Genomic DNA, 24,244 nt, shown 5'->3' on the forward strand with positions numbered 1-24,244 from the left:
TTCCCTGCCCATGGATAAAGTCTTCATCGAAGGTCTGGAAATCGACGCGCTGATCGGCATCTACGATTGGGAGCGGCGGATCCGGCAGACGCTGCGCTTCGATCTGGAAATGGGCTTCGACAACCGCAAGCCCGCCGCCAGCGACGACATCGCCGACACGCTCAACTACAAGGCGGTCAGCAAGCGCCTGGTGGAGTTGGTCGAGCAGTCCGGCTACGGGTTGGTGGAAACGCTGGCCGAGCGCTGCGCGGCGGCGGTGCTGGACGAGTTCGACGTGCGCTGGCTGCGGCTGAAGCTGAGCAAGCCGGGCGCGGTGCGCGGGGCGCAGGCGGTGGGGGTCATCATCGAGCGCAGCCGCGCATGAGCGCGTGGGCGTGGCCGCCGTGCGCCAGCGCCGCGTCGGCGGCGGTGCCCGGCGCGCGTTTCTTCGCGGAGCTGCAGCGGGACCTGGCGCCGTATCCCTGGGCCTACGACGCGATGGTGATCGTGGCGTTGCTGCTGGCGGCATGGCTGGCCAACTGGGTGACCAAGCGCATCCTGCTGCGCGGGCTGCGACGGGCGCTGCGCGCCACCGTGCTCAGCGACCACGAAGTGAAGCTGAGCGTGATCCCGCGCCTGGCCAACGTGATCCCGGCGCTGGTGCTGTCGCTGGGCATCGGCGCGGTGCCGCACCTGCCGGCGGTGATGGTCAGCGTGGTGCGCAACGTCTGCGCCGCCTTCATCGTGCTGACCGTGGCATTGGCCCTGTCGCGCGTGCTGGACTTGCTCAACCACGTCTACGAGCGGCGCCCGGACGCGCACAACAAGCCGATCAAGGGCTACATGCAGCTACTCAAGATCGTGCTCGGCGTTGTCGCGGCGGTGCTGATGGTGTCGGTGCTGGTCGACAAGTCGCCGGTGATCCTGCTCTCGGGCGTGGGCGCGATGATGGCGGTGCTGATCCTGGTGTTCCAGGACACCCTGCTGTCGCTGGTGGCCAGCGTCACCATCAGTTCCAACGACATGGTCCGCGTCGGCGACTGGATCGAGATGCCGCAGCAGAACGCCGACGGTGACGTGATCGACATCGCCCTGCACACGGTCAAGGTGCAGAACTGGGACAAGACCATCACCACCATCCCGACCAAGAAGCTGATCAGCGACTCGTTCAAGAACTGGCGCGGGATGAGCGAGGCCGGCGGCCGCCGCATCAAGCGCGCGCTGTACCTGGACCAGCACAGCGTGCGCTTCCTCGACGACGCCGAGATCGAGCAGATGCGGCACCTGACCGTGCTGCGCGAGTACATCGACCGCAAGCGCGCCGAGATCGGCGCCTGGAACGGGGCGCTGGCCGAGCGCGGGGTGGCGCCGATCAACGGCCGCCGCATCACCAACCTCGGCACCTTCCGCGCCTACGTCGAACACTACCTGCGCGCCAGCCCGCACGTGCGCCAGGACATGACCCTGCTGGTGCGGCAACTGGAGCCCGGCGCCAACGGCCTGCCGCTGGAGGTCTACTGCTTCGCCAACGACACCCGCTGGGCGGTGTACGAGCAGATCCAGTCGGACCTGTTCGATCACCTGCTGGCGATCCTGCCCAATTTCGACCTGCGCGTGTTCCAGGCATCCAGCGACGCGATGTTCATGGACAGCGCCCGGATCCGCCGCGCCCCGGATGCGCCGCCGCCGCGGGTGGCTTGACGGCTGTCACGACTGCGGGCATGTTGCGGAACAACATGCCGGCGCCTCTCGCTGCCGGCCCACCGGAACCAGGGGCGCGATGGACTGGAGCAAGTACCGCACGGCCACCTTCGACGAGCTGATCCAGTCCGACGGTCAGCCACGTCCGGCCGCACGCCGGGTCATCGAGTACCTGTCCAGCCTCAGCGGACGCGAATTGTCCGAACGCCAGCTCGCCGCCGACGTCGCCGCGCGGGTCATGGGCATCACCTTCACCGTCTACTCCGACGGCCGCAACGTCGACCGCACGCTGCCCTTCGACCTGATCCCGCGGGTGATCCCGCTGCACGAATGGCAGCGCACCGAGGCCGGGCTGAAGCAGCGCATGCGCGCGCTCAACCTGTTCATCGGCGACATCTACGGCGCCCAGCGCATCGTCAAGGACAAGGTGTTCCCGGCGATGCTGCTGGAGCATTCGGTCAACTTCCGCCCGCAGTGTGTGGGCATCACGCCGGCGCTGGGGGTGTGGGCGCACGTGTGCGGCTCGGACCTGGTGCGCGACGCCGACGGCACCCTGTACGCGCTGGAGGACAACCTGCGCATCCCCAGCGGCGTGTCGTACATGCTCGAGAACCGCATGGTCGCCAAGCGGGTGTTCCCGGAGCTGTTCGAGACCAGCGCGATCCTGCCGGTGGACGACTACCCCGCGCAGCTCTACGACACCCTGGCGGCGCTGTCGCCGCGCCCGGGCGACCAGCCGGTGATCGCGTTGTTGACCCCGGGCATCTTCAACAGCGCCTACTTCGAACACGCCTACCTGGCGCAGGCGATGGGCATCGAGCTGGTCGAGGGCGACGACCTGTTCGTGGCCGACGACGACTGCACCTACATGCGCACCGTGTATGGGCCGCGCCGGGTCGACGTGATCTACCGCCGGGTCGACGACCTGTTCCTGGATCCGGAAGCGTTCCGCGCCGATTCGGTGCTGGGCGTGGCCGGGCTGATCCGCAGCTGGCGCGCCGGCAAGGTGGCCCTGGCCAATGCGCCGGGCGCCGGCGTGGCCGACGACAAGGTGGTGTTCGCCTACGTGCCGAAGATGATCCGCTACTACCTGGACGAGGAGCCGATCCTGCCCAACGTGCCCAGCTACCTGTGCCACGACGACAAGGACCGCCAGTACGTGCTCGAGCACCTGGATGAGCTGGTGGTGAAGCCGGCCAACGAGTCCGGCGGCTACGGCATGCTGATCGGCCCGCGCTCGACCACGCGCCAGCGCGAGCAGTTCCGCAAGCTGATCCTGGCCGACCCGCGCAACTACATGGCGCAGCCGACCCTGGGCCTGTCCACCGCGCCGATCGTCACCGAGGCCGGGCCGGCAGCGCGGCACCTGGACCTGCGCCCGTTCATCCTCTCCCGCGAGGACGTCTACGTGACCACCGGCGGACTGACCCGGGTGGCGATGGAGGAGGGCTCGCTGGTGGTCAATTCCTCGCAGGGCGGCGGCGCCAAGGACACCTGGGTGGTGGACCTGGACGAGGAGCCGGACTGATGCTCTCGCGTGTCGCCGACAACCTCTACTGGTTCAGCCGCTACGTGCGCCGCGCCGAGACCACCGCGCGGCTGGTCGGGGTGGGCAGCCTGCTGCAGCTGGACCTGCCGCGCTCGGTGCGCTTCGCTTGGCGGCCGATGATCGACACGGTCGGCGCCGGCGAGATCTTCGCGCTGTGGTTCCCCAACGCCGGCGACGACGTCGGCGACGCCGACGTGGTGCGCTTCCTGCTGCTGGACGAGCGCAACCCGTCCTCGCTGCGCAGCTCGGTGCGCTACGCCCGCGAACTGCTGCGCAGCATCCGCGACACCCTGCCGCAGGAGATCTGGGAAGCGGTCAACGACCTGCACCTGCACATCGACGCCAACGGCGAGCGCAGCGTCGGCCGCCGTTACCGCATGGAATTCCTGGCCCACGTCACCGACGCCTGCCTGAAGGTGTCCGGGCTGCTGACCGCCAACGTCAGCCGCGACATCGGCTTCCAGTTCCTGCGCCTGGGCACGGCGATCGAGCAGGCCGACATGACCACGCGCATCATCGACGCCGGCGCCTCGGGCCTGATCACCCCGCGCCAGGCCGACGACCGCGAGGCCTACCAGGCCATGCAGTGGATGAGCGTGCTGCGCGCGCAGGCCGCCTACCAGATGTACCGGCGGCATGTGCGGCAACGCGTCACCGGCGAGCAGGCGCTGCGCTTCCTGCTGCAGAACAACGATTTTCCGCGCAGCGTGCAGTTCTGCCTGGTCCGCGCCCAGCACATCCTGCCGACCATGCCGCCGCGGCCGCCGGTGGAGCGCGCGCTGATGCGCATCAGCGGGCTGGTGCGCAACGCCGACCCGGCCTACCTGGCCGCGCACAATCCGGCCGGGTTCATGGACGAGATCCAGACCCACCTCGGCCACCTGCACAACGCCATCGCCGAGGCCTACTTCAGCTCCTGAGCCGAAGGCCGGGGCCAGGCCGGGGCCCGGCCTCCTGCCGCTGCCTGCGGCACGCCGCGCCGGGCCCATCAACGCGCCCCTCTAGGCGGCGCACGTGCGTCGGCGTATGGTCGCGCGGCGACCGCGCCGGATCCGGGCGGTAGACAGTTTTCTGAATAGGCGATTCCGACGCCGGAACTTGCCCCATCGTCTGGCCGCAGAGCTAGAATTGACGGCTATGTAAACGTTTTCTCAAAGGACCCCATGGCTTCGGATCGTATCGAATCGCTCATCGCCCGCATGACCGTCGAGGAGAAGGTCGGCCAGCTCGGCGTTTTCGCCGACATGGTGCGCCCGTTCGCCCCCGACGTGAATCCGGAAGCCAACGTCCGCAATGCCGACGAGGTGCTGCAGCAGGTGCGCGCCGGCCGGGTCGGCTCGCTGTTCAACGGCGTGGGCGCCGAGCTGGGGCGGCGCATCCAGCAGGTGGCGCTGGAGGAAAGCCGGCTGGGCATCCCGGTGATCCTGGCCGCGGACGTGATCCACGGCATGCGCACGGTGTTCCCGATCCCGCTGGGCGAGGCCGCCAGCTTCGAGCCGGAACTGGCCGAGCGCACTGCGCGCGCCACCGCGATCGAGGCCACCGCCGCCGGCATCCACTGGACCTACGCGCCGGCGGTGGACATCGCCCGCGACCAGCGCTGGGGCCGCGGCGCCGAGGGCGCCGGCGAGGACGTGGTGCTGGGCTGCGCGTTCGCCGCCGCGCGGGTGCGCGGCTTCCACGGGCCGGACCTGCGCGCCGCCGATGCGCTGCTGGCCACGCCCAAGCACTTCGCCGCCTACGGCGCGGTCACCGCGGGCATGGAGTACGCCAGCGTCGACATCGCCCCGCAGACCCTGCGCGACGTGCACCTGCCGCCGTTCCAGGCCGCCTTCGGCGCTGGCGCGCTGAGCGTGATGACCTCCTTCAACGACATCAACGGTGTGCCGGCCAGCGCCAACCACGAGCTGCTGACCGAGATCCTGCGCGGCGAGTGGAAGTTTCCCGGCGTGGTGATCTCCGACTACACCGCCGACATGGAGCTGATCGCGCACGGCTATGCCGCCGACGAGCGCGACGCGACCAAGAAGGCGTTCCTGGCCGGCATGGACATGAGCATGCAGAGCGGCTTCTACGCCGCGCACCTGCCGTCGCTGGTGGAGGACGGCGAGGTGCCGATGGCGCTGCTGGATGCGTCGGTGCGCCGCGTGCTGGAACTGAAGGAGGCGATCGGCCTGCTCGACGATCCGTACCGCTCGCTGGACCCGGCGCGCGAGGCCGACCCGTCGCACATCGCCGCGCACGATGCGCTGGCGCGCGATGCGGCGCGGCGTTCGATCGTGCTGCTGAAGAACGACGGCCCGGTGCTGCCGCTGCGCAAGCAGGGGCAGAAGATCGCGCTGATCGGCCCGTTCGTGCAGGACCGCGACAACATCGAGGGGTGCTGGACCCTGTTCGGCGACAAGAGCCGCTACGTGACCCTGGAGGCCGGCGTGCGCGCCGCGCTGGACGACGCGCAGGCGCTGACCGTGGTGCCCGGCTGTGCGCTGGAAGCGCCGCTGGACGGCGGCATCGCCGCGGCGGTGGCCGCCGCGCGCGCCGCCGACGTGGTGGTGCTGGCGCTGGGCGAGCCGCAGCGCTACAGCGGCGAGGCGCAGTCGCGCACGCAGATCGTGTTGCCGCCGGCGCAGCAGGCGCTGGCCGAGGCGGTCGCCGCCACCGGCACGCCGCTGGTGGTGCTGCTGCGCAACGGCCGCGCGCTGGCGCTGCAGGGCGCGGTGCGCGACGCCGCGGCGATCGCGGTGACCTGGTACCTGGGCACGCAGACCGGCCCGGCGGTGGCCGACGTGCTGTTCGGCGACTACAATCCGTCCGCGCGCCTGCCGGTGAGCTTCCCGCTCGACGCCGGGCAGCAGCCGTACTTCTACAACCATCCGCGCACCGGCCGCCCGGAACTGCCGACGATGAGCGAGTTCAAGGCGCGCTGGCGCGAGGTGCCGAACGCGCCGCTGTATCCGTTCGGCCATGGCCTCAGCTACACGCAGTTCGCCTACGGCGCACCGCAGCTGGACCGCACCCGGGTCGGCTGGGACGACACCCTGACCGTGACCACGCGCATCGACAACGTCGGCGCGCGCGAGGGCGAGGAAGTGGTGCAGCTGTACATCCACGACCGCGTCGCCAGCCGGGTGCGCCCGGTGCGCGAGCTGAAGGCGTTCCGCAAGGTGCGGCTGGCGGCGGGCGAGGGCATGGAGGTCAGCTTCACCCTCGACCGCCACGCGCTGGCCTTCACCGGCCGCGACGGGCAGTGTGCGGCCGAGCCGGGCATGTTCGACCTGTGGGTGTGCGCGTCGGCGGCCAGCGGCGAGCCGGTCGCCTTCGAGCTGCTGCCGCAGGGCTGATCGCGGCGGTGCGGCGCCGTGCGCGGTGGCAGCGCCTGCCGCCGCCGCGGCGAGCTTCTTGAAGACGCGACGTGTCTACCGGAGCCGTCGCGGTGACGTGACCGCGGCCACGCCCTGGCCGCGGCATGCTTGTCGTGCACGTGGGGTCTGCTAGGTTCGGGCTTCGACCCCAACCGATAGGTGCACGTCATGCAACGGACTCCCCTGGGTTTGGCTTGCGCGCTGGCCATGAGCCTGGCGATCTCGGCAGCCCATGCCGCGCCCGCCGAGAAGATGGCCGAACGGCGCAGCGACTGGCCGTTTTCGGCGACGCCGGTCGCCACCTTCGACGAACCGTGGGCGATGAGTTTCCTGCCCGACGGCAGCGCCCTGATCAGCGAGAAGGGCGGCACGCTCAAGCGCATCGACCCGGTCAGCGGTCACGCCGGCACGGTCAGCGGCGTACCGACGGTGGCCTACGGCGGCCAGGGCGGCCTGGGCGACGTGCTGCCGCATCCGGGCTTCGCCAAGAACGGCTGGGTCTATTTGAGCTATGCCGAACCCGGCAGCGGCGACACCCGCGGCGCGGCGGTGATGCGCGCCAAGCTGACCCTGGACAGCAACGGCGGCGGCAGCCTGTCGCAGCAGCAGGTGATCTGGCGGCAGCAGCCCAAGGTGTCCGGCAACGGCCACTTCGGCCACCGGCTGGCGTTCGGCCCGGACGGCAAGCTGTGGATCAGCTCCAGCGAGCGGCAGAAGTTCGATCCGGCGCAGGACATGAGCGGCAACCTGGGCAAGATCGTGCGCCTCAACGACGACGGCAGCGTGCCGGCCGACAACCCGTTCGCCAACCGCGGCGGCGTCGCGGCGCAGGTCTGGTCGCTCGGCCACCGTAACGTGCTCGGCCTGGCCTTCGACGCCAACGGTCGGCTGTGGGAGCACGAGATGGGCCCGGCCGGCGGCGACGAACTCAACCTGATCCAGCGCGGCGCCAACTACGGTTATCCGATCGTGTCCAACGGCGACCATTACGACGGCCGCCCGATCCCCGACCACAGCACGCGCCCGGAATTCGCCGCGCCGAAGGTGAGCTGGACGCCGGTGATCTCGCCGGCCGGCTTCGTCATCTACAACGGCAGCCGCTTCCCGCAATGGCGCGGCAACGGTTTTATCGGCGGGCTGTCTTCGCAGTCGCTGGTGCGGATCGAGTTCAACGGCGAGACCGCACGCGAGGCGGCGCGTTACGACATGGGCAAGCGCATCCGCGAAGTGGAGCAGGGACCAGACGGCGCGCTGTGGCTGCTGGAAGACGGCGCCGGTGGGCGCTTGCTGAAGTTGCAGCCGCTGGAAAGCTGAGGGAAGCGCCCGGCAGTGGCCGTTCCGCCGCTGCCGGGCGAGCGGCATGCTGGTGTACGCGGTCGTCGGTGCCGTGGCTTTATTCCGCGCGGCTGGACGTGGGTGATCCCACCGCGATGCACCGCGAGTGATCCACCTCGCGTCGTCGATGACGCGGCGACGGCCATCCACGATTGGCGGTCGTGCTGAAAGCAAGACGGACTTCCCGGCCGCAAGACCGCATGCTTTTCTCGTAGGAGTCAACTGTCATGCCCCAGCGATAACCGGAGGAGCGTACGGGGCCTGATCGCGCGCGATGGCATTGAGCCAGCGCAGGAACTTGTGCATGCAGGCGACGATGGCGACCTTGGCCGGCTTGCCGGCCGCGCGCAAGCGCGCGTAGGTGTTGGCCAAGGGGGATTTGGCGCGGATGCTGGCCCAGGTGGCCATGTACAGCACGCCTCGCACGTCGGCACGGCCGCCTTTGATGCGACGTTGGCCTTTCCAGCAGCCGCTGTCGTGATTGAACGGGGCCAGCCCGACCAGGGCGGCGAGCTTGCGTGGCGGCAGCGTGCCCAGCTCTGGCAACCGCGCGGCCAGCACTGCGCGCAGGATCGTGCCGAGCCCAGGTACCTTGGGCAAGCTCAAGCAGGTCTTGCCCTGCTGCTCGATCTCCTGCGTCAATGTCTGGATCTGCTGGTTCAGCAGGGCGATCACCTCTCGGCAGCGGTGTTGCACCTTGGCGCTGGTGATGTGTTCCAGGCGCCGCCGATGGGCATCGCGCTGGCCCACCAGGGTGGCACGCAGGTCCAACAGTTCGCGAAGAGACTGCTGGTGCTCGGGCACCACGGTCGTGGGCGTGGTCGGGATGTGCTGGGCGGCGATGGCCAGCAGGCGCGCGTCCAGGGCGTCGGTCTTGGCCTGCAGGCCCAAGGCTTGGGCTAGCTTGCGCGGACGATCGGCGGCCATCCGTACTGCCGGCAGGGCCGCCTCTCGGAGCACCCGCAGCACGGCATGTTCGTAGCCGCCACTGGCTTCCAGCAAGATCCGCTCGCAGCCCAGCTCCACCAGGCGTTGGGCCAGCACACGCTGCCCCTGTGGCGTATTGGGTTGGGTCCAGGCCTGCTCGTCCGGCAGGACATGAATGACCAGTTCGGCCTTGGATACATCGATCCCGACATAGCGCCGCATAGACGTTCTCCGCAGTAGACTCAGGAACGAGAGCACTCCTGCCGATGCCCATGCTTGTGGAGTTCGAGCTCGCGACTCGGGCAACTGTTCGGGCTGATGAGGCAGGAGATACGGGGTGCGGCGGCGCTGACTCCTACTCGTGCTTGCTGGCACTGCGGCTAAACGGCCTGCCGCACTCCGCTCTCACCTACAACGATAGACCCTCATTTGACACAAGCGGCTTCAGCCGCGACAGGTGTTCCCGGGAATGCCCCTCATCGCCGATGGTCCGAGTCCATCCGGCGCCGTGGCCGCACCCAAGCGGACGAAGATGCACGCAGGCGCGTTGTGGGAGGGACTTCAGTCCCGACGCCATGTGACATGGCAATCCTTTTCTCTTCGTTCGTCGCAACTGAAGAGCACCTCGAATAACCTGCTTCCGCGATAATCAAACTGCATGCAGTTTGCCCTGTTACCGCCACGGGCTTACCGAGAACGCCCGGTCGCGGCTGAGGCCGCTCCTATGGGACGCGTCCTGGCGTTTTTCGAGGTGCCCTGAAGTCGCTCCTACGCCATTTCGATACGCCATTTCGAGATAGCCGCGAGTGCGTGTCGGATGGCGGTGAACCCGTCGTTTCAGGGCCGCGTCGTTCGCGCGGTCGACGCGCTTACGACATGCGCTGCTACTTGAGCCGAGGCCGCAACGCTGCTGCCGCGTTGCCCGCAGCGCTCGTAGGAGCGGCTTTAGCCGCGACGGCGTGCTGGTGGATTACACCTGCCGGTCGCGGCTAAAGCCGCTCCTACGGTGGCGTCACGCTGCCATCGGGCAACGTGGCGCGCTCGCCTTACTGCCCGTTGCCAGCGCGCTCCCAGGCGCGGCGCACCGCGTGGCGGGCCTTGCTCCAGCTCAGCGTCTGCGACCCCTTGTTCTGGTCCCAGTCGCGGTGCAGTTCCGCTTCCACCTGCTCGTAGGCGCGGTTGAAGTCGCGGATGCGCGCCTCGTGGCCGGCGTGATAGGCGGGCTCGTAGTCCTCGAACCGCTCGCCTTCGCTGTAGTAGGGCTCGTCGGCGAAACGATCGCGCCAGTACTGCGAGACGCTGTTGCGATCCTCGTCGTTGGGCGCGCGGCCGGGAATCTGATACGGAACGCTCATCGTAGGTCTCCGTTGGTGTGACGGTGGGTCACGCTAGCCAAACGGGCGTTAATGCGGTCCCTGCGTAGCGTGATCGCGGTATGAAACATTCATGCCTTCCGGCAGGCTGCGCCCGTGCGCGCGCTGGCTTACGATCCGCGCTACTTCCTTCCTCTTCCCGGCAGACCCCATGGCCGCCACCGGCATCGCCTCGTTGACCCCGTACCTGGCCACCGCCGGCGTCGGCTGGCTGTACTACCGGCGCATCCGCCGCTACTTCGGCCGCCAGCCATGGCAGCCGCGGCGCACCGGCGTGCGGCTGGGGTTCCTGGTGGTGGTCGCGGTTCTGCTGACCTGGTTGGCCGCGCATCTGCCTGGTGTGCGCGTGGGCATGGCGCTGGGCGCCGTAGCCGGTGCCGCGCTGGGCGCCTTCGCCCTGCACCACACCCGCGTCGAACTGCAGGACGGCGCGCGCTGGTACACGCCCAATCCGTGGATCGGCGCCGCGCTGAGCGTGCTGTTGCTCGGGCGCCTGGCCTGGCGCTGGGCCAGCGGCGCCTTTGCCGGTGGCAGCGCGCAGACCCTGCAGAACGCCAGTCCGCTGACCATGAGCATCGCCGCGGCGCTGATCGCCTACGGGCTGGTGTACGCCGCCGGCCTGTTCGTGCGCATGCGCGCGTTGCCCCCGGCCTGATCGCCGGCATACCCGCGCCGATGACGACGCCAGGGCGATCGTCTCGGTGGAACCTCGGGCCGCGCGGACCGTCGAGCACGACGCCGCGCGCCGCGGAGCACTCGCGCATGGCGCGGTTCGCCCCGTGCTGTGGCCTCAGTGCGCGGCAGCCGCCGCTTCGTAGGGTAAGACCGTGGTGCCGGCCGCGCGCAGCGGCGCATCGGCCGCGTCCAACTGGTCCGGTTCGCCTTCGACCACCACCAGGATGCGGCCGGCCTCGATTTCCTCTTCGAAGTTGCGCCGCACCGGGTCCGGCACGGTGGACCCAACCAGCGCCGAGGACCAACTGCCGACCAGCGCACCGGCGATGGCCATCACCCCGGCGCCGGCCAGGGTGATGCCCAGCGGCGGCACCGCGATCGCCGCCAGTCCGGCCAGCAGCCCGGCGGCGCCGCCGCCCAGCGCGCCGCGTGCGGCGGCCGGCACAGTGTCGGTCTTGCCTTCCTTGCGGTCGTCGGGGATGGCCTCCAGTTCGATGTCGCCGCGTGCGACCAGCGACAGGTCGTCGTTGTCGAGGCCGGCGCCGCGCGCGGCCTGCAGCGCACGGGTGGCGGTGGGCAGATCCGGAGCGCTGTAGACGCGGCGTCGTTTCATGGCGGGCGGCTCGTGCTGGCGGGCGTCCAGCGTCGGGGCGCCGCGGTTATCCGCGCGTGACCTGTGCGCAAGGCGGCGTGAAGGCGTTCACGCCGCGTCCTTGCGCGGGAACCGATAGAACAGCGCGCCGATCAGCAGCGCCACTGCCGCCGCGGCCAGGTTCTGCCAACTGGCGCTGAGCAGCAAGGCCAGCGCCAGCAGCAGCGCCGCCAGCGGGATCAGCGGCCCGCCCGGCAGGCGCAGCGCGCCCGGCCGGTCGCGATAGCGCCGGGCCAGCACCAGCACCGCCGCGGCGGTGCCGATGTAGGCGAACAGGCGGGTGACCATCGACAGCAGCGCCAACTGCACGAACGAGCCGGACACGGCCAATGCCAGCGACAGCACGCCCTGCAGCAGGATCGCCGCGGCCGGCGTGCGGAAGCGCGGGTGCACCCGCGCCAGGAACGCCGGGCCATAGCCGTCCTTGGCCAGCGCGAACAGGAAGCGCGGCCCCAGCATCACCGTGTTGCTGGTGGTGCCGAGGATGGAGATGGTGGCGCCGACGGTGAGGATCAGTGCCAGGGCTTCGCCGCCGAAACCGCTGGCGGCATCGGCCAGCGGCGTCGCCGACTGCGCCACGTTGGGCAAGGTGCCCTGCGCCACCACCTGCACCGCGGCATAGATCAGGGTGACGGTGACGATCATGGTGATCAGCGCGAACGGCACGTCGCGGCGCGGGTTGCGGTACTCGCCGGCGGCGGCGGGGATGTTCTCGAACCCGGCGTAGGCGAACAGCAGCAGCAACGCCGCCTCGCCGAGGTTGCCGACATCGCGCGGGTCCGGGGTCTTGCCCGAGAACGCCCATGACCAGTCCACGTAGAACATGCCGATCGCCACGAACAGCAGCAGCGGCACCAGCTTGCCGATCACCAGCGCCACGCCGGTGCGCGCGGCCGACTTCACCCCGATCACGTTGATCGCGGTGAGCAGGCCGAGCGAGCCGACCACGATGCCCAGGCGCACGCCGCCGCCGGCCGCGGCCGGCCAGAAGCGCACCACCGCATCGGCCAGGCCGTTGCTCAGCGCCGCCGCCGAACTGATCCGGGTCAGCCAGATCATCCAGCCGATCTCGAAGCCGGCGAAGCGGCCGAACGCCTCGCGTGCGTACAGGTAGCTGCCGCCGGGCTCGTCGAAGTAGCTGGCCGCCTGCGCGTAGCACAGCACCAGCAGGGCCACCGCCACGCCGGCCAGCAGCACTGCCCACAGGCTCAGCGGGCCGAGCAGGGCGGCGGTGGCCGCCGGCAGCAGGTAGATGCCGCTGCCGATCACGTCGTTGATCGACAGCCCGACGATCTGCCAGCGGCTGACCGCACGGACCAGCCCGGGCGCGGGCACCTGGCTCATGGTGCCGGCTCCACGGCGGGCAGCGACCAGTCGGCCTGCAGGCGACGGTAGGCGTCGCGCGGCAGCAGCACGAACAGCGGCGCGGCCGACGGCCGCAGCCACGCCAGCAGGCCCTGCATGTCGGCCGGTTGCATCGCGGTGCAGCCGGCGGTGGGCGCGCCGGGTGCGCGCCACAGGTGGGCGAAGATGCAGCTGCCGGCGCCCGGCGTGGCCTGCGCGTTGTGCTGGATGACGAAGCCCTCGCGGTAGCGCATGTCGCCGTCGTGGCGCAGGTCCAGGCGCATCGGCTCGGTGGACCCGGCCACCGTGGCGCTGCCGACGTCCTTGGCATCGACGATGCGGTTGTACAGCGGCGAGGTGGGCACGTCGATGCAGTAGTTGCTCTCCTGCATCGCCTGGTAGGGCATGGCGCTGTCGATGCGCGACGCGTAGCCGAAGGCCTCGCCGATGGTGAACACCCCGGCCGGGCTGCGGCCATCGCCTTCGCGTTTCTGCGGCCCGTCGTGTTGCGCCGGATGCAGGCCCAGGCCCCAGGCGCTGCCGTGGCGGCCGAGGCTCACGTCGAAGGCCTGCCCATGCGTGCGCCATCCCTGCGCGTCGCGCTCGAACGCCTGCAATTGCCCCTGCGGGCTGTCCCAGTCCGGCGCCAGCACCAGGATCAGCTGCTGCGCGCGCTGCAAGGCGGGCACGGCACCGGTGTCGGCGGCCATGCCGGGCGCGGCGATCAGGGCGCACAGCAGGGCCAGGCCGATGCGCCAGGCGCGATGGTGGCCGGCATGCAGTGGCGTGGCAGGGGACCGATGGAGCAGGGGCATGGGCATCTCCGGTGGCGGCATGGGCGCGTGGGGCGCGCAATGGGTGAACGGTAGCGCAGTTGCGAGGCGGATGGCGTGCGCTGGTGCCACTAGCTTGCTGGCAACTCGGCCGATGCCGTGGATGGCGGGTGGTGTCTGTGCTGGCGACGTGTGGGCGGTGGTATCGGTGTTGTGTTGTGAGTGCCCGTGCTGCATCAGGGCAAGCTGATCCATGCCGTTGCCGTTGCCGTTGCCGTTGCCGTTGCTGTCGTTTTGGCTTTTGACTTACCGGGTTCCCTTCCGAAGCGGCGAACCAGGCGGGAAAAACCCGAAGGGCGGCGCACAGGGATGTGCGCCGTCCGCGGCAGGGGCAGGATGCCCCTTCCGCGGATCCCGTCTGGTTCGCGGACCCGGAGCGCGCAGCGCGGAGGGCGCGTAGGCAGGGCGCGCTTTCTTTTGGTTACCTTTTCTTTGCGCGAGCAAAGAAAAATAACTCGCCCGTTAGGGCGAAAGCCTTTGCTGTTGTTTGAATTTTGCGTGTCAGACGAGAAGTTCTGTAGGAGCGGCTTCACCCGCGACCGACGTAATCGGTAGTGCCTGTCGCCGCTCAAGTCGCTCCTACATCTAGCAGCGGCAGCAGCAAGAGCAAGAGCAAGAGCAAAGCTTTCGCCTTGCGGCGAGTTACTTTTCTTTGCTTGTGCAAAGAAAAGTAACCAAAAGAAAGCACACCCTGCCTCGCGCCCTCCGCGCTAACGCGCTCCGGGTCCGCGTCCAGCCCGGGGATCCGCGGAAGGGGCATCCTGCCCCTGCCGCGGACGGCGCACATCCCTGTGCGCCGCCCCTTCGGGGTTTTTCCCCGGGCTGGCCGCCGCTTCGGAAGGGAACCCGGTAAGTCAAAAGCCAGAACAACGGCAACAGCAGAAGCAAGGGCAACAGCAACATCAGGAGCAACGGCAACGGCAACGGCAACAGCAACAGCAACAGCCAAAGCCAAAGCCAAAGCCAAAGCGACATCTGCGACAGCACCGCCAGTGCGCCGGCCTCACGGTTCGCCCGATGGCACGCGAACCACCCGCGGCGCCGAGACGGAATCGCGCGTGATCAGGCGGTGCGGCACCACGTGATTGACGCGGACGCGCTCCACGCCAGCAGCCTGCCGGATCTCGCGCAGCAGCAGATCGATGGCCGTGTCGGTCATGTCCGCCACCGGCTGATGGATCGTGGTCAGCTCCGGCCACACCATCGTCGACGCCGACGTGTCGTCGAACCCCACCACCGACAGATCCTCCGGCACCTTCAGGCGGCGACGATGCGCCACCGACACCACCGCCGAGGCCATGTCGTCGTTGCTCGCAAAAATCGCGCTGGGGCGTGGCTGCAGCGCCAACAGCCGTTCGGCGGCCTCGAGTCCGGCGCGATAAGTGAAGTCGCCGGGCTGCACGAGTGCGTCGTCATAGTCGATGCCCGCATCGGCCAGGGCATCACGGTAGCCCTGCCAGCGGTGCGCACTGGCGCTCTGGTTCCGGTCGCCGGTGATGTAGCCGATGCGGGTATGCCCGTGCGCGATCAGGTGCGAGACCACGTCATGGCTGGCGCGGCGGTCGTCGATGCGCACGCAGGAGATCCTGTCGCTGAACCGGCTGGACGCGATGGAGACGACGGGAATTCCGGCCTCCACGAACGCGGCAACGATGGCCTTCGAGTCGCACAGCGGTGCAGGGAGAATCACCCCCGCCACGCTGGCGCAGAGTGCTCGCGCGGCCTCGCGACGCGCGCGAGGACCCAGTCCATCCCAGGTGGCGATCACCAACTGCGCCGCCACGCGGGTGGAGCCGCGCAGTGCGCCCACCAACAGTTCGCGCAGATAGCTGGAGCTGGGATTGGTGTAGATCAACGCGATGCAGGTGTGCTGCGCCGCGGCGAGCGCGCTTGCGGCCGGGTTGGGCCGGTAGTCCAACGCGTGCACGCTGCGCATTACCTGCTCGCGCGTGTGCTTGCGCACGCCGGCGTGGCCATGGATGACGCGCGAGACGGTCATGGGCGAGACGCCTGCGTGCGCCGCGACGGCTTCGATGGTGATGGCGCTGCCTTTTCGACGCGTCGTTTTGGTGGTGCTCTTCAAAAAACGGAGTCCTTGTTGCGCCGCATGATGACAAGCGCCAGCTCGGGTGCGTAGTCTGCGCCTCGACGTGATGGTAGCGCTATCAATCAGCGGCAGTCAGGCCTAGGGGCCTTTACCCGCGTCGTCTGGCAATCCTGAAACGGAGTTTGAGTCGCAGCGAGCGCAGCGCGCTCTGCGATGTTCGGCGTGGAAGACGGGCTTGGCCCGTGCGTGCCTCTTGGGGGAGGGGCGGTACATCCATCGATCGCATGTCAGAGGGGAGAGTCATGAACGCTTCTATGTATCGTCGTAGGCCAGACCTGGGGGCTCGTTCATGAGCCGCACGCTGGCGAAGTTCACGTCCAGGGCCATGTTCACGTTCGTCGGCGGCGTCCTGGTCATCAATCCCGCATTCGCCCAGGACGCGCCGACGCCGGCGCCGCCCGCCCCGCAGCAGGCCGAGAGCAGCCCGACGCAGCTGGACACCGTGCAGGTCACCGGCCTGCGCAACAGCCTCAGCCAGGCGATGGACATCAAGCGCGATTCCGCCGGCGTGGTGGATGCCATCAGTGCCGAGGACATCGGCAAGTTCCCCGACACCAACCTGGCCGAATCCCTGCAACGCATCACCGGCATCTCCATCGAGCGGCGCGACGGCGAAGGCGCGCAGGTCACCGCGCGCGGCTTCGGCCCGCAGTTCAACATGGTCACGCTCAACGGGCGGCAGATGCCCGGCGCCGATGCGTTCGGCGCGGCCGGGCAGGTCGCCATCGGCGGTGTCGACGGCGGCACCCGCGCCTTCAACTTCGCCCAGCTTGCCGCCGAAGCGATCAACGGCATCGAGGTCTACAAGACCAGCCAGGCCAACGTGCCCAGTGGCGGCATCGGCGCCACCATCAACATCCTGACCTCGCGCCCGTTCGACCATCAGGGCATCGTCGCCAGTGCCGGCGCCAAAGCCGTCTCCGATCGCAGCCAGCCGTTCGACAACGCGTTGACGCCGGAGCTGTCCGGCATCTTCAGCTACAGCAACCCGGACAAGACCTTCGGCGTCGGCGTGAGCGCGAGCTACCAGAAGCGCAAGGGCGGTTCGGTGCAGGCCACCGAGAATTACTGGAACGTGCAGCCGTGGACCGGCGCGATGCCCGGCAACCCGACCGTGGTCAATGCGCCGCAGATCGGCGCGCTGTACGCACGCCCGAACGACCTGCGCTATGCGTTCTCCGAGTTCGAACGCGAGCGCATCAACGGCCAGGCGGTGCTGCAGTTCGCGCCCACCGACAGCCTGACCCTGACCCTGGACTACACCTATTCGACCAACGAGATCACCGAGAATCGTGGCGAGCAGGGCATGTGGTTGCAGAACAGCAACTACACCGACGTGACTTTCGATACCAGCGGCGCGGTAGCCACGCCGCTGTACATCCGCGAGATCGCCGGCACCAAGGATTTCGGCCTCGAGCAGCAGCGCAGCATGCAGAAGTACAAGCTGGGCTCGCTCGGCCTGAATGCGGTCTGGAACGTGACCGACCGGCTCAAGCTCAGCTTCGACGCGCACGACTCGAAAAACGAGAGCCGGCCGAACGATCCGCTGACCGGCGGCGGCTCCCTCTTCATGAGCATCGCCGGCACCAACAACTGCACCACCGGTCCGCACTGCGGCGGGTCCTGGGTGCAGGAGCTGAACTTCAACAACGGCCTGCCGATCGGCACCCAGGTCTGGTATCCGAGCGACGCAGATGCCGCGGCCAACACCAACGGCGTGGTCAACCCGGGCTTCGTGCCCGGCGAGATCGGCACGCAGGTGCTGCGCGTGAACTCGCAGAGCCAGATCAGCCAGATCAAGCAGGCCCGCGTCGATGGCGAGTGGAGCTTCGACCAGGGCCGCTTCCAGTTCGGCGTGGACAGCAGCAAGTCGACCACCCATCGCATCCAGGCCGCCGAGGCGTATTCCACCCTGGGCGACTGGGGCGTGGCCAATGTCGACCGGGACACCGCCGGCGGCCTGATGAACCTGATGCAGCCGGTCAACATCATCGGCCTGTTCGACGACTACAGCGGCACGAGTTGGCCGGCATGGCGCGGCGATGCGGGCCGGCTCGCGGAATGGGCGGCTGGCCAGTACGGCGTCGGCCTGGGCGTGAGTCCGCAGCGTGCCGCCGACAACTTCGTGGAAGAGAAAACCCGCTCGGCCTATTTCCAGGTCGAGCTGGATGGCGAGTTGGCCGGTAGGCGCACCAATACCCGCCTGGGCGTGCGCTACGAAACCACCGACGTGGTGTCGACCTCGGTCATCGCCAAGCCCGAAGCGATCGAATGGCAGTCCAACAACGACTTCCGCGTGGTGCTGTCCAACGAGCAGCAGCCCTTCAGCGAAAAGACCACCTACAGCTACATCCTGCCCAACCTCGATTTCAGCATCGATCTCACCGACACGCTGAAGGGCCGCGTCTCGTTCGGCAAGAGCATCGCGCGCGCGCCGATCGGCAACCTTTATGCCGGTCCCGGCGCACAGCAGCCGTTCGGATCGGTGCTGATCGATCCGTCCTCGCGGGCCAGCGGTACCGCGCAGAATCCCGCGCTGAAGCCGCTGGAGTCCGACAACCTCGACCTGGCGCTGGAGTGGTACTTCGCCGACGCGAGCTACCTGTCGGTGACGTACTGGAACAAGTCGGTCAACAACTTCATCGGCAACACCGTGGTGCAGGAGAATCTGTACGGCCTGCGCGATCCGACCTCCGGTCCGGACGCGAGGACGGCGCTGGCGTTCCTCACCAGCGGCGCCTGCCTGGCCCAGGTCGGCCCGGCCAATGCGGCGGCCTGCTCGGCCAACGATACCTCGCTGTTCACCGCGCTGGCCCTGCTGCGCAACAACCCGGCCGGCCTGGCCGCCTACAACGGCAGCGGCGCGCAGGTGCTGGCGACCGAAGCGGCCTACGATCTGTACGGCGAGGCCGACGACCCGCTGTACGAGTTCAACGTCAACCGTCCGATCAACCAGAACCAGGCCAAACTGCACGGCTGGGAACTCGGCGGGCAGTACTTCTTCGGCGATACCGGGTTCGGCGTCCTCGCCAACTACACCATCGTCAAGGGCGACGTGGGCTACGACAACGGCGGCGATCCGGGCGTGGACCAGTTCGCGCTGACCGGCCTGAGCGATACCGCCAACGCGGTGCTGATGTACGAGAAGTACGGTTGGTCGGTACGCCTGGCCTGGAACTGGCGCGACCAGTACCTGATCCTGGCCAACCAGGGCACCAGCCGCAATCCGTACTATGTGGAACCGTACGAACAGTGGGATCTCAGCGTGAACTACACGTTGAACGACAACTGGTCGTTCGGGCTGGAGGCGATCAACCTGACCGGCGAGGATGTGCGCTGGCGCTCGCGCACCTCGCAGATGATCGTGAAGCTGGCCGACCAGAGTCCGCGTTACATGCTGGGTGTGCGTTACAGGTTCTGAGGGAGCGGGGAGTTCTTCTTCGCATGTCGCCACGGGTGCCGCCGTTGTCGCGGCGGTGCCCGCGCAAGGCGCCCACCGGGAGTGCGCAACACGATGCCGCGTTACGAACTGCTCAACAACATCGCGCACCGCGACCTGCGCGTGGCCACCGACTTCGGGCCCGAGTACGGCGACGCGGTGGGCATGGTGCCGGCCTATCCGAGCGAGTTCGCCGAGCTGCAGCGGGAGTATCCGATCTTCCTGCGCAAGGACCCGGCGACGGGGGCGTGGCAGTCGGTGGCGCTGCTGGGCTTCGAGCAGCACGAGAACCTGTTCCTGCAGGAGCGGCGCTGGACGGCCTCGTATCTGCCGGGGGCGGCGGCCAAGGGGCCGTTCCTGATCGGATTCCAGGAGCAGTGGGTCGACGGCGTGCCGACCCGGGAGGCGGTCCTGCACGTGGACATGGAGCATCCGCGGGTGACCGCGATGCAAGGCGAGCCGGTGTTCCTGCCGCAAGGGGGCAATACGGCCTATCTCGACCACATCGCCGGTGTGCTGCGCGGCCTTCATGAGGGCCATGCCTTCGGCGCGGATATGTTCGCCGCGCTCGATGCGCGCGGGCTGATCCAGCCGGTGGCGCTGGACGTGCAACTCGATGCGCAGCACCGGGTCGGCGTCGAGGGCCTGCACGCGATCGACCGCGAACGCCTGGCGCAGCTGGACGGCGCCGCGCTGGCCGAGCTCAACCGCGCCGGGTATCTGGAAGGGGCGTACCTGATGCTGGCCTCGCTGCACAACATGCGGCGCCTGATCGCCGAGAAGCAGCGCCGCCTGCGCCTGCAGGATGCCGCGGTCGCGGCGGGCAGGAACTGACCATGCCGGACGGCGGGGCCATGCGGATCCTCGAGGGCGTGCAGCCCACGGCGCTGCCGCTGCAGACGCTGGTGGCGGCCGGGGAGCCGGTGGTGCTGCGTGGCATCGCGCGCGACTGGGGACTGGTCCAGGCCGGGGTGCGCTCCACCCAGGAGGCGTTGGCCTACCTGCGCGGCTTCGATGCCGGCACGCCGGTGCCGTATTCCTTCGGCGGGCCCGAGATCGAAGGGCGTCCGTTCTACAACGCCGATTTCACCGAGTTGAACTTCGAGGTCCGGCGCGCAACGCTGAGCCAGGTGCTGGACGCGCTCGCCGACACCTTCGAGGATCCGCGGCCGCCCACCTACTATGTCGCGTCGCTGCGGACCGAGCGGGCGCTGCCCGGCTTCGCGCAGGCCAACGACGCCGGCCTGGCGGCGTTGGGGATCGACGCGCCGCCGAGCATCTGGATCGGCAACCGGGTGACGGCGTCCTGCCATTTCGATACCCCGGACAACCTCGCCTGCTGTGCGGTGGGCCGGCGCCGCGTCACCCTGTTTCCGCCGGAGCAGATCGACAACCTGTATCCGGGGCCGCTGGAACCCACGCCGGGTGGGCAGGTGGTCAGCGTGGTGGACATCGACCGCCCCGACTTCGCGCGTCATCCGCGTTTCCGCGATGCCCTTGCCAGCGCACGGCATGCCGAGCTGGAGCCCGGCGATGCTCTCTTCATCCCCAGCATGTGGTGGCACCACGTGCGCAGCCTGGCGCCGTTCAACGTGCTGGTGAACTACTGGTGGCGCAGTGCGCCGGCGTTCCTGCCGTCGCCGCTGCCGGCACTGCAGCACGCGATGTGGGCGTTGCGCGATCTGCCGGCGCGCGAGAAGCAGGCCTGGGCGACGCTCTTCGACTACTACGTGTTCGGTCCAGGCGAACGCGCGGGCCAACACCTGCCCGAGGCGGCCCGGGGCGAATTGGCGCCGTTCGACGAGGCACGGGCGCGCCGCACGCGCGCGCAATTGCTGGCGCGGCTCAACCGCTGATGGGAGCATCGCCTTGACCCTCGCCACCACACCAGACGGACGCATCCGCAAGGTCGTCATCGCCGGCGGCGGCACCGCGGGCTGGCTGGCCGGCTGCGCGCTGGCACACCAGTTCCGCGATCGCCTGGACATCACCCTGGTGGAGTCCGAGCAGATCGGCACCGTGGGCGTCGGCGAATCGACCGTGCCGCCGATCCGCACCTTCCACCGCTTTCTGCAGATCGACGAGCAGGAGTTCCTGCGCGCCGTGGCCGGCACGTTCAAGCTCTCCATTTCCTTCGAAAACTGGCGTCGCCCCGGCGATCGTTTCATCCATCCGTTCGGCACGATCGGGCAGGGCACCTGGGCCACGCCGTTCCATCATTTCTGGCTGGACAGCCTGCGCCGCGGCATGCCGTCGGACCTGGGCGATTTCTGCCTGGAAAGCGTCGCCTCGCGCGGGGACAGGTTCTCGCTGGAGACCCAGCCGCAGGTCAATTACGCCTACCACTTCGATGCAGCGCTCTATGCGAAGTTCCTGCGCAAGAAGGCCGAAAGGTACGGCCTGCGCCGGGTCGAAGGACAGATCCGCGAGGTGCGGCAGCATGCGCACGACGGGTCCGTCGCGTCGCTGCTGCTGCACGACGGGCAGGTCATCGAGGGCGACCTGTTCATCGACTGCACCGGCTTCCGCGGCCTGCTGACCGAGCAGACGCTGCATACCGGCTACGAGGACTGGCACGAATGGTTGCCCGGCGACCGCGCCGTCGCGGTGCAGACCGAGGCGGTCGCGCCGCCGGTGCCGTATACCCGTGCCATCGCGCACGCGGCCGGGTGGCGCTGGCATATCCCGCTGCAGCACCGGGTCGGCTGCGGGCTGGTGTTCTCCAGCCGCCACATGTCCGACGACGAGGCGCACGCCAAGCTGCTGCGCGATGTCGACGGCCCACCGTTGCGGGATCCGTGGCTGGTGCCGTTCCGCAGCGGGCGCAGGTTGCAGGCGTGGAACAAGAACGTGGTGGCCCTGGGCCTGGCCAGCGGCTTCATCGAGCCGCTGGAATCGACCAGCATCCACCTGACCATCAGCGCCGTGGTGCGCCTGATCCAGCTGTTCCCATCCGACGCCATCAGCCCGGCGCTGGTGGAGCTGTACAACACGGTCAGCCGCCAGGAGATGGAGCACGTGCGCGACTTCATCATCCTGCACTACCACGCCACCCAGCGCGACGAGCCGATGTGGAAGGCATGTCGCGCGATGGCGCTGCCCGAGTCGCTGGCGCTGCGGCTACGCGCCTGGCGCGAGCGGGCGCATGCCTGGCAGGACCCCGGCGAGTTGTTCCGCGTGGACTCCTGGACCTGCGTGTTCGTGGGGCAGGGCGTCCAGCCGGGACCGCCGCATCCGCTGGCAGCAGCCATCGACGACGCCGACTTGCGCACGCTGTTGACGCGGATCCGGCAGCCGCTGCAACAGGCCAGCTCGGCGATGCCATCGCAGGCCGAGTTCATCGAACGCTATTGCAAGGCGTCGCCCGAGGTCTGGCAACGGAGCGCTGCTGTGGCGTAGCAGCCCATGCTGTCGCTTAAGAATGATAGCGCTAACTAGAAGGTAGAGACGACGTGGAAGATAGGGGACTGGTGGCCGGAATCGATGCGGGGACGCAGAGCCTGAAGGTCGTGGTCTACGATCCGGTCGGGCGCAGCGTCGTGGCCAGCAGTACTGCGCCGCTGGATCTGGATGCCGCTACCGACGGCAGCCGCGAACAGCGGCCAGCCGACTGGGTCGCGGCCATGCAGGCCTGCTTCCAGGCGATCGATCCTTCGCTGCGATCGCGCCTCGGCGCGCTGGCGGTCTCGGGCCAGCAGCACGGCTTCGTCCCGGTCGATGCGGCAGGGCAGGTGCTGGCACCGGCCAAGCTGTGGTGCGACACCAGCACCTCGGCCGAGTGCACGCAGATCATGGACGCGGTCGGTGGCGCGGCACGCACCATCGCGTTGGCGGGCAATCCGATCCTGGCCGGCTACACCGCGTCCAAGCTGCCGTGGACCAAGACGCACCGGCCCGACGCCTATGCGCGGCTCGCCACGATCCTGCTGCCGCACGACTACCTCAACTTCGTGCTGACCGGCCAGCGCTTCTGCGAATACGGCGATGCGTCGGGCACGGGTTGGCTGGACGTGCGCACCCGCACCTGGTCGACCGAGCTGCTGCGCGCCACCGATCCGCAGCGCGACCTGGCGGAGTGCCTGCCGCGCTTCGCCGCGCCCGATGCCGCGTTCGACATCGCCCCGGCCGCCGCCAGCCTGCTCGGCGTGCCGGCGACGCTGAAGGTCGCCGTCGGCGGCGGCGACAACATGATGGCGGCGATCGGCACCGGCTGCGTCGTTCCCGGTCGCCTGGCGATGAGCCTGGGCACCTCGGGCACTCTGTTCGCCTACTCCGACACGCCGGTGGTCGACCCGGACGGCGCGTGGGCCGCGTTCTGCTCGTCCACCGGCGGCTGGTTGCCGCTGATCTGCACGATGAATTGCACCGTGGCGACCGAGCAGGTCGCCGCCGCCTTCGGCTTCAGCACCCGCGACGGCGATACGCATCTGCACGCCACCGCGCCCGGTGCCGACGGACTGGTGATGCTGCCGTTCCTCAACGGCGAGCGCACGCCCGACCTGCCGCTGGGCAAGGGCATGCTGGCGGGCCTGGACACGAGCAACATGACCCCGGCCCACCTCTATCGCGCGGCGATGGAAGGGGCGACCTACAGCCTGAAGTACGGCTTCGACGCGTTCGTGCGCGCCGGCATGCGCTTCGAGCGCATCGTGCTGACCGGCGGCGGCAGCAACAGCGGCGCGTGGCGGCAACTGGTGGCCGATGTGTTCGGCCTGCCGGTGGACGTGCCGAAACAGGCGGAGGGCGCGGCGTTCGGTGCGGCCCTGCAGGCGCTGTGGGCGCTGGGCCGGGCACGCGGCGATGCCGCCTCGATCGCCGACATCGCGCAGCGGCACGTGGCGCTGGATCCGCGACTTTCCGCGCGCCCGGATCCGGCGCGCACCCAGGCCTACGCCGCGGCCTATGCGCGTTTCCTGCGTCATCTCGACGCCATGACGCCGCTGTTGTGCGGCTGATCCTCCGTTTCGA

General features: G+C 69.0%; 18 protein-coding genes. 12 read left to right on the forward strand and 6 right to left on the reverse strand.

Features of this window, described 5'->3' with window-relative positions:
* The first annotated feature begins 10 nt into the window (after window positions 1-10).
* The 6 genes from folB to NKJ47_RS03220 all read left to right on the forward strand — a co-directional run bounded on the left by folB (window position 11) and on the right by NKJ47_RS03220 (window position 7,905).
* Window positions 11-364 (forward strand): dihydroneopterin aldolase, encoded by a 354-nt coding sequence (gene folB / locus NKJ47_RS03195; protein WP_254460102.1) that lies wholly within the window; start codon window positions 11-13, stop codon window positions 362-364.
* Window positions 361-1,680 carry a mechanosensitive ion channel family protein gene (locus NKJ47_RS03200; protein ID WP_429002482.1) on the forward strand — a complete coding sequence of 440 codons (1,320 nt, stop codon included), beginning with the start codon at window positions 361-363 and terminating at the stop codon, window positions 1,678-1,680. Before folB ends, NKJ47_RS03200 begins: the two co-directional genes overlap by 4 nt.
* Before the next feature lie 79 nt (window positions 1,681-1,759).
* The gene (locus NKJ47_RS03205) at window positions 1,760-3,208 is read left to right on the forward strand and encodes a circularly permuted type 2 ATP-grasp protein (RefSeq protein WP_254460103.1); all 1,449 of its coding nucleotides are present in this window, start codon (window positions 1,760-1,762) and stop codon (window positions 3,206-3,208) included.
* A complete protein-coding gene (locus NKJ47_RS03210) occupies window positions 3,208-4,149 on the forward strand; it encodes an alpha-E domain-containing protein (RefSeq protein ID WP_209247453.1) in 942 nt (313 codons plus the stop codon). Before NKJ47_RS03205 ends, NKJ47_RS03210 begins: the two co-directional genes overlap by 1 nt.
* Window positions 4,150-4,392: 243 nt before the next feature.
* Window positions 4,393-6,570: a glycoside hydrolase family 3 N-terminal domain-containing protein gene (locus NKJ47_RS03215; RefSeq protein WP_254460104.1), complete on the forward strand. Its 2,178-nt coding sequence runs from the start codon at window positions 4,393-4,395 to the stop codon at window positions 6,568-6,570.
* A 189-nt stretch (window positions 6,571-6,759) separates the two neighbouring features.
* Window positions 6,760-7,905, forward strand: a complete 1,146-nt coding sequence (locus tag NKJ47_RS03220) for a PQQ-dependent sugar dehydrogenase (protein WP_254460105.1) — start codon at window positions 6,760-6,762, stop codon at window positions 7,903-7,905.
* A 246-nt stretch (window positions 7,906-8,151) separates the two neighbouring features.
* On the opposite strand, the gene NKJ47_RS03225 is transcribed toward NKJ47_RS03220, so the two are convergent.
* Window positions 8,152-9,075, reverse strand: a complete 924-nt coding sequence (locus NKJ47_RS03225; protein ID WP_254460106.1) for an IS110 family transposase — start codon at window positions 9,073-9,075, stop codon at window positions 8,152-8,154.
* A gap of 824 nt (window positions 9,076-9,899) precedes the next feature.
* Window positions 9,900-10,208: a hypothetical protein gene (locus NKJ47_RS03230; protein ID WP_254460107.1), complete on the reverse strand. Its 309-nt coding sequence runs from the start codon at window positions 10,206-10,208 to the stop codon at window positions 9,900-9,902.
* A 169-nt stretch (window positions 10,209-10,377) separates the two neighbouring features.
* Between NKJ47_RS03230 and NKJ47_RS03235 the strand changes: the two genes are divergently transcribed.
* Window positions 10,378-10,881 carry a hypothetical protein gene (locus tag NKJ47_RS03235; RefSeq protein ID WP_254460108.1) on the forward strand — a complete coding sequence of 168 codons (504 nt, stop codon included), beginning with the start codon at window positions 10,378-10,380 and terminating at the stop codon, window positions 10,879-10,881.
* A gap of 135 nt (window positions 10,882-11,016) precedes the next feature.
* Here the strand turns inward: NKJ47_RS03235 and NKJ47_RS03240 are convergent, their stop codons facing one another.
* The 4 genes from NKJ47_RS03240 to NKJ47_RS03255 all read right to left on the reverse strand — a co-directional run bounded on the left by NKJ47_RS03240 (window position 11,017) and on the right by NKJ47_RS03255 (window position 15,813).
* Entirely contained in the window at window positions 11,017-11,514 is a 498-nt protein-coding gene (locus NKJ47_RS03240; protein WP_254460109.1) for a hypothetical protein, read from the reverse strand.
* Between the two features lie 87 nt (window positions 11,515-11,601).
* Complete coding sequence (locus NKJ47_RS03245; RefSeq protein WP_254460110.1) at window positions 11,602-12,897, reverse strand: APC family permease; 1,296 nt, start codon at window positions 12,895-12,897, stop codon at window positions 11,602-11,604.
* Complete coding sequence (locus NKJ47_RS03250; RefSeq protein WP_254460111.1) at window positions 12,894-13,712, reverse strand: L,D-transpeptidase family protein; 819 nt, start codon at window positions 13,710-13,712, stop codon at window positions 12,894-12,896. The genes NKJ47_RS03245 and NKJ47_RS03250 overlap by 4 nt, the downstream gene beginning before the upstream one ends.
* A 1,021-nt stretch (window positions 13,713-14,733) precedes the next feature.
* Window positions 14,734-15,813: a LacI family DNA-binding transcriptional regulator gene (locus NKJ47_RS03255; protein WP_429002483.1), complete on the reverse strand. Its 1,080-nt coding sequence runs from the start codon at window positions 15,811-15,813 to the stop codon at window positions 14,734-14,736.
* Window positions 15,814-16,126: 313 nt separating this feature from the next.
* Between NKJ47_RS03255 and NKJ47_RS03260 the strand changes: the two genes are divergently transcribed.
* From NKJ47_RS03260 to xylB, 5 genes are all read left to right on the forward strand, one after another.
* Window positions 16,127-19,258 carry a TonB-dependent receptor gene (locus NKJ47_RS03260; protein ID WP_254460112.1) on the forward strand — a complete coding sequence of 1,044 codons (3,132 nt, stop codon included), beginning with the start codon at window positions 16,127-16,129 and terminating at the stop codon, window positions 19,256-19,258.
* A gap of 93 nt (window positions 19,259-19,351) precedes the next feature.
* Window positions 19,352-20,110 carry a SapC family protein gene (locus NKJ47_RS03265; RefSeq protein ID WP_254460113.1) on the forward strand — a complete coding sequence of 253 codons (759 nt, stop codon included), beginning with the start codon at window positions 19,352-19,354 and terminating at the stop codon, window positions 20,108-20,110.
* A gap of 20 nt (window positions 20,111-20,130) precedes the next feature.
* Window positions 20,131-21,132, forward strand: a complete 1,002-nt coding sequence (locus NKJ47_RS03270) for a cupin-like domain-containing protein (protein WP_429002484.1) — start codon at window positions 20,131-20,133, stop codon at window positions 21,130-21,132.
* Window positions 21,133-21,145: 13 nt separating this feature from the next.
* Window positions 21,146-22,675 (forward strand): tryptophan halogenase family protein, encoded by a 1,530-nt coding sequence (locus NKJ47_RS03275; protein WP_254460115.1) that lies wholly within the window; start codon window positions 21,146-21,148, stop codon window positions 22,673-22,675.
* A gap of 53 nt (window positions 22,676-22,728) precedes the next feature.
* Complete coding sequence (gene xylB / locus NKJ47_RS03280; protein WP_254460116.1) at window positions 22,729-24,231, forward strand: xylulokinase; 1,503 nt, start codon at window positions 22,729-22,731, stop codon at window positions 24,229-24,231.
* Window positions 24,232-24,244: the final 13 nt, after the last annotated feature.

This window comes from Xanthomonas sacchari (assembly GCF_024266585.1).
Taxonomy (GTDB): domain Bacteria; phylum Pseudomonadota; class Gammaproteobacteria; order Xanthomonadales; family Xanthomonadaceae; genus Xanthomonas_A; species Xanthomonas_A sacchari_C.

Bases quoted from the DNA above. Each gene is read 5' to 3' on its own strand.
- folB (WP_254460102.1), top strand. From the start codon at position 11: ATGGATAAAGTCTTCATCGAAGGTCTGGAAATCGACGCGCTGATCGGC.
- NKJ47_RS03200 (WP_429002482.1), top strand. From the start codon at position 361: ATGAGCGCGTGGGCGTGGCCGCCGTGCGCCAGCGCCGCGTCGGCGGCG.
- NKJ47_RS03205 (WP_254460103.1), top strand. From the start codon at position 1,760: ATGGACTGGAGCAAGTACCGCACGGCCACCTTCGACGAGCTGATCCAG.
- NKJ47_RS03210 (WP_209247453.1), top strand. From the start codon at position 3,208: ATGCTCTCGCGTGTCGCCGACAACCTCTACTGGTTCAGCCGCTACGTG.
- NKJ47_RS03215 (WP_254460104.1), top strand. From the start codon at position 4,393: ATGGCTTCGGATCGTATCGAATCGCTCATCGCCCGCATGACCGTCGAG.
- NKJ47_RS03220 (WP_254460105.1), top strand. From the start codon at position 6,760: ATGCAACGGACTCCCCTGGGTTTGGCTTGCGCGCTGGCCATGAGCCTG.
- NKJ47_RS03225 (WP_254460106.1), bottom strand. From the start codon at position 9,075: ATGCGGCGCTATGTCGGGATCGATGTATCCAAGGCCGAACTGGTCATT.
- NKJ47_RS03230 (WP_254460107.1), bottom strand. From the start codon at position 10,208: ATGAGCGTTCCGTATCAGATTCCCGGCCGCGCGCCCAACGACGAGGAT.
- NKJ47_RS03235 (WP_254460108.1), top strand. From the start codon at position 10,378: ATGGCCGCCACCGGCATCGCCTCGTTGACCCCGTACCTGGCCACCGCC.
- NKJ47_RS03240 (WP_254460109.1), bottom strand. From the start codon at position 11,514: ATGAAACGACGCCGCGTCTACAGCGCTCCGGATCTGCCCACCGCCACC.
- NKJ47_RS03245 (WP_254460110.1), bottom strand. From the start codon at position 12,897: ATGAGCCAGGTGCCCGCGCCCGGGCTGGTCCGTGCGGTCAGCCGCTGG.
- NKJ47_RS03250 (WP_254460111.1), bottom strand. From the start codon at position 13,712: ATGCCCCTGCTCCATCGGTCCCCTGCCACGCCACTGCATGCCGGCCAC.
- NKJ47_RS03260 (WP_254460112.1), top strand. From the start codon at position 16,127: ATGAGCCGCACGCTGGCGAAGTTCACGTCCAGGGCCATGTTCACGTTC.
- NKJ47_RS03265 (WP_254460113.1), top strand. From the start codon at position 19,352: ATGCCGCGTTACGAACTGCTCAACAACATCGCGCACCGCGACCTGCGC.
- NKJ47_RS03270 (WP_429002484.1), top strand. From the start codon at position 20,131: ATGCGGATCCTCGAGGGCGTGCAGCCCACGGCGCTGCCGCTGCAGACG.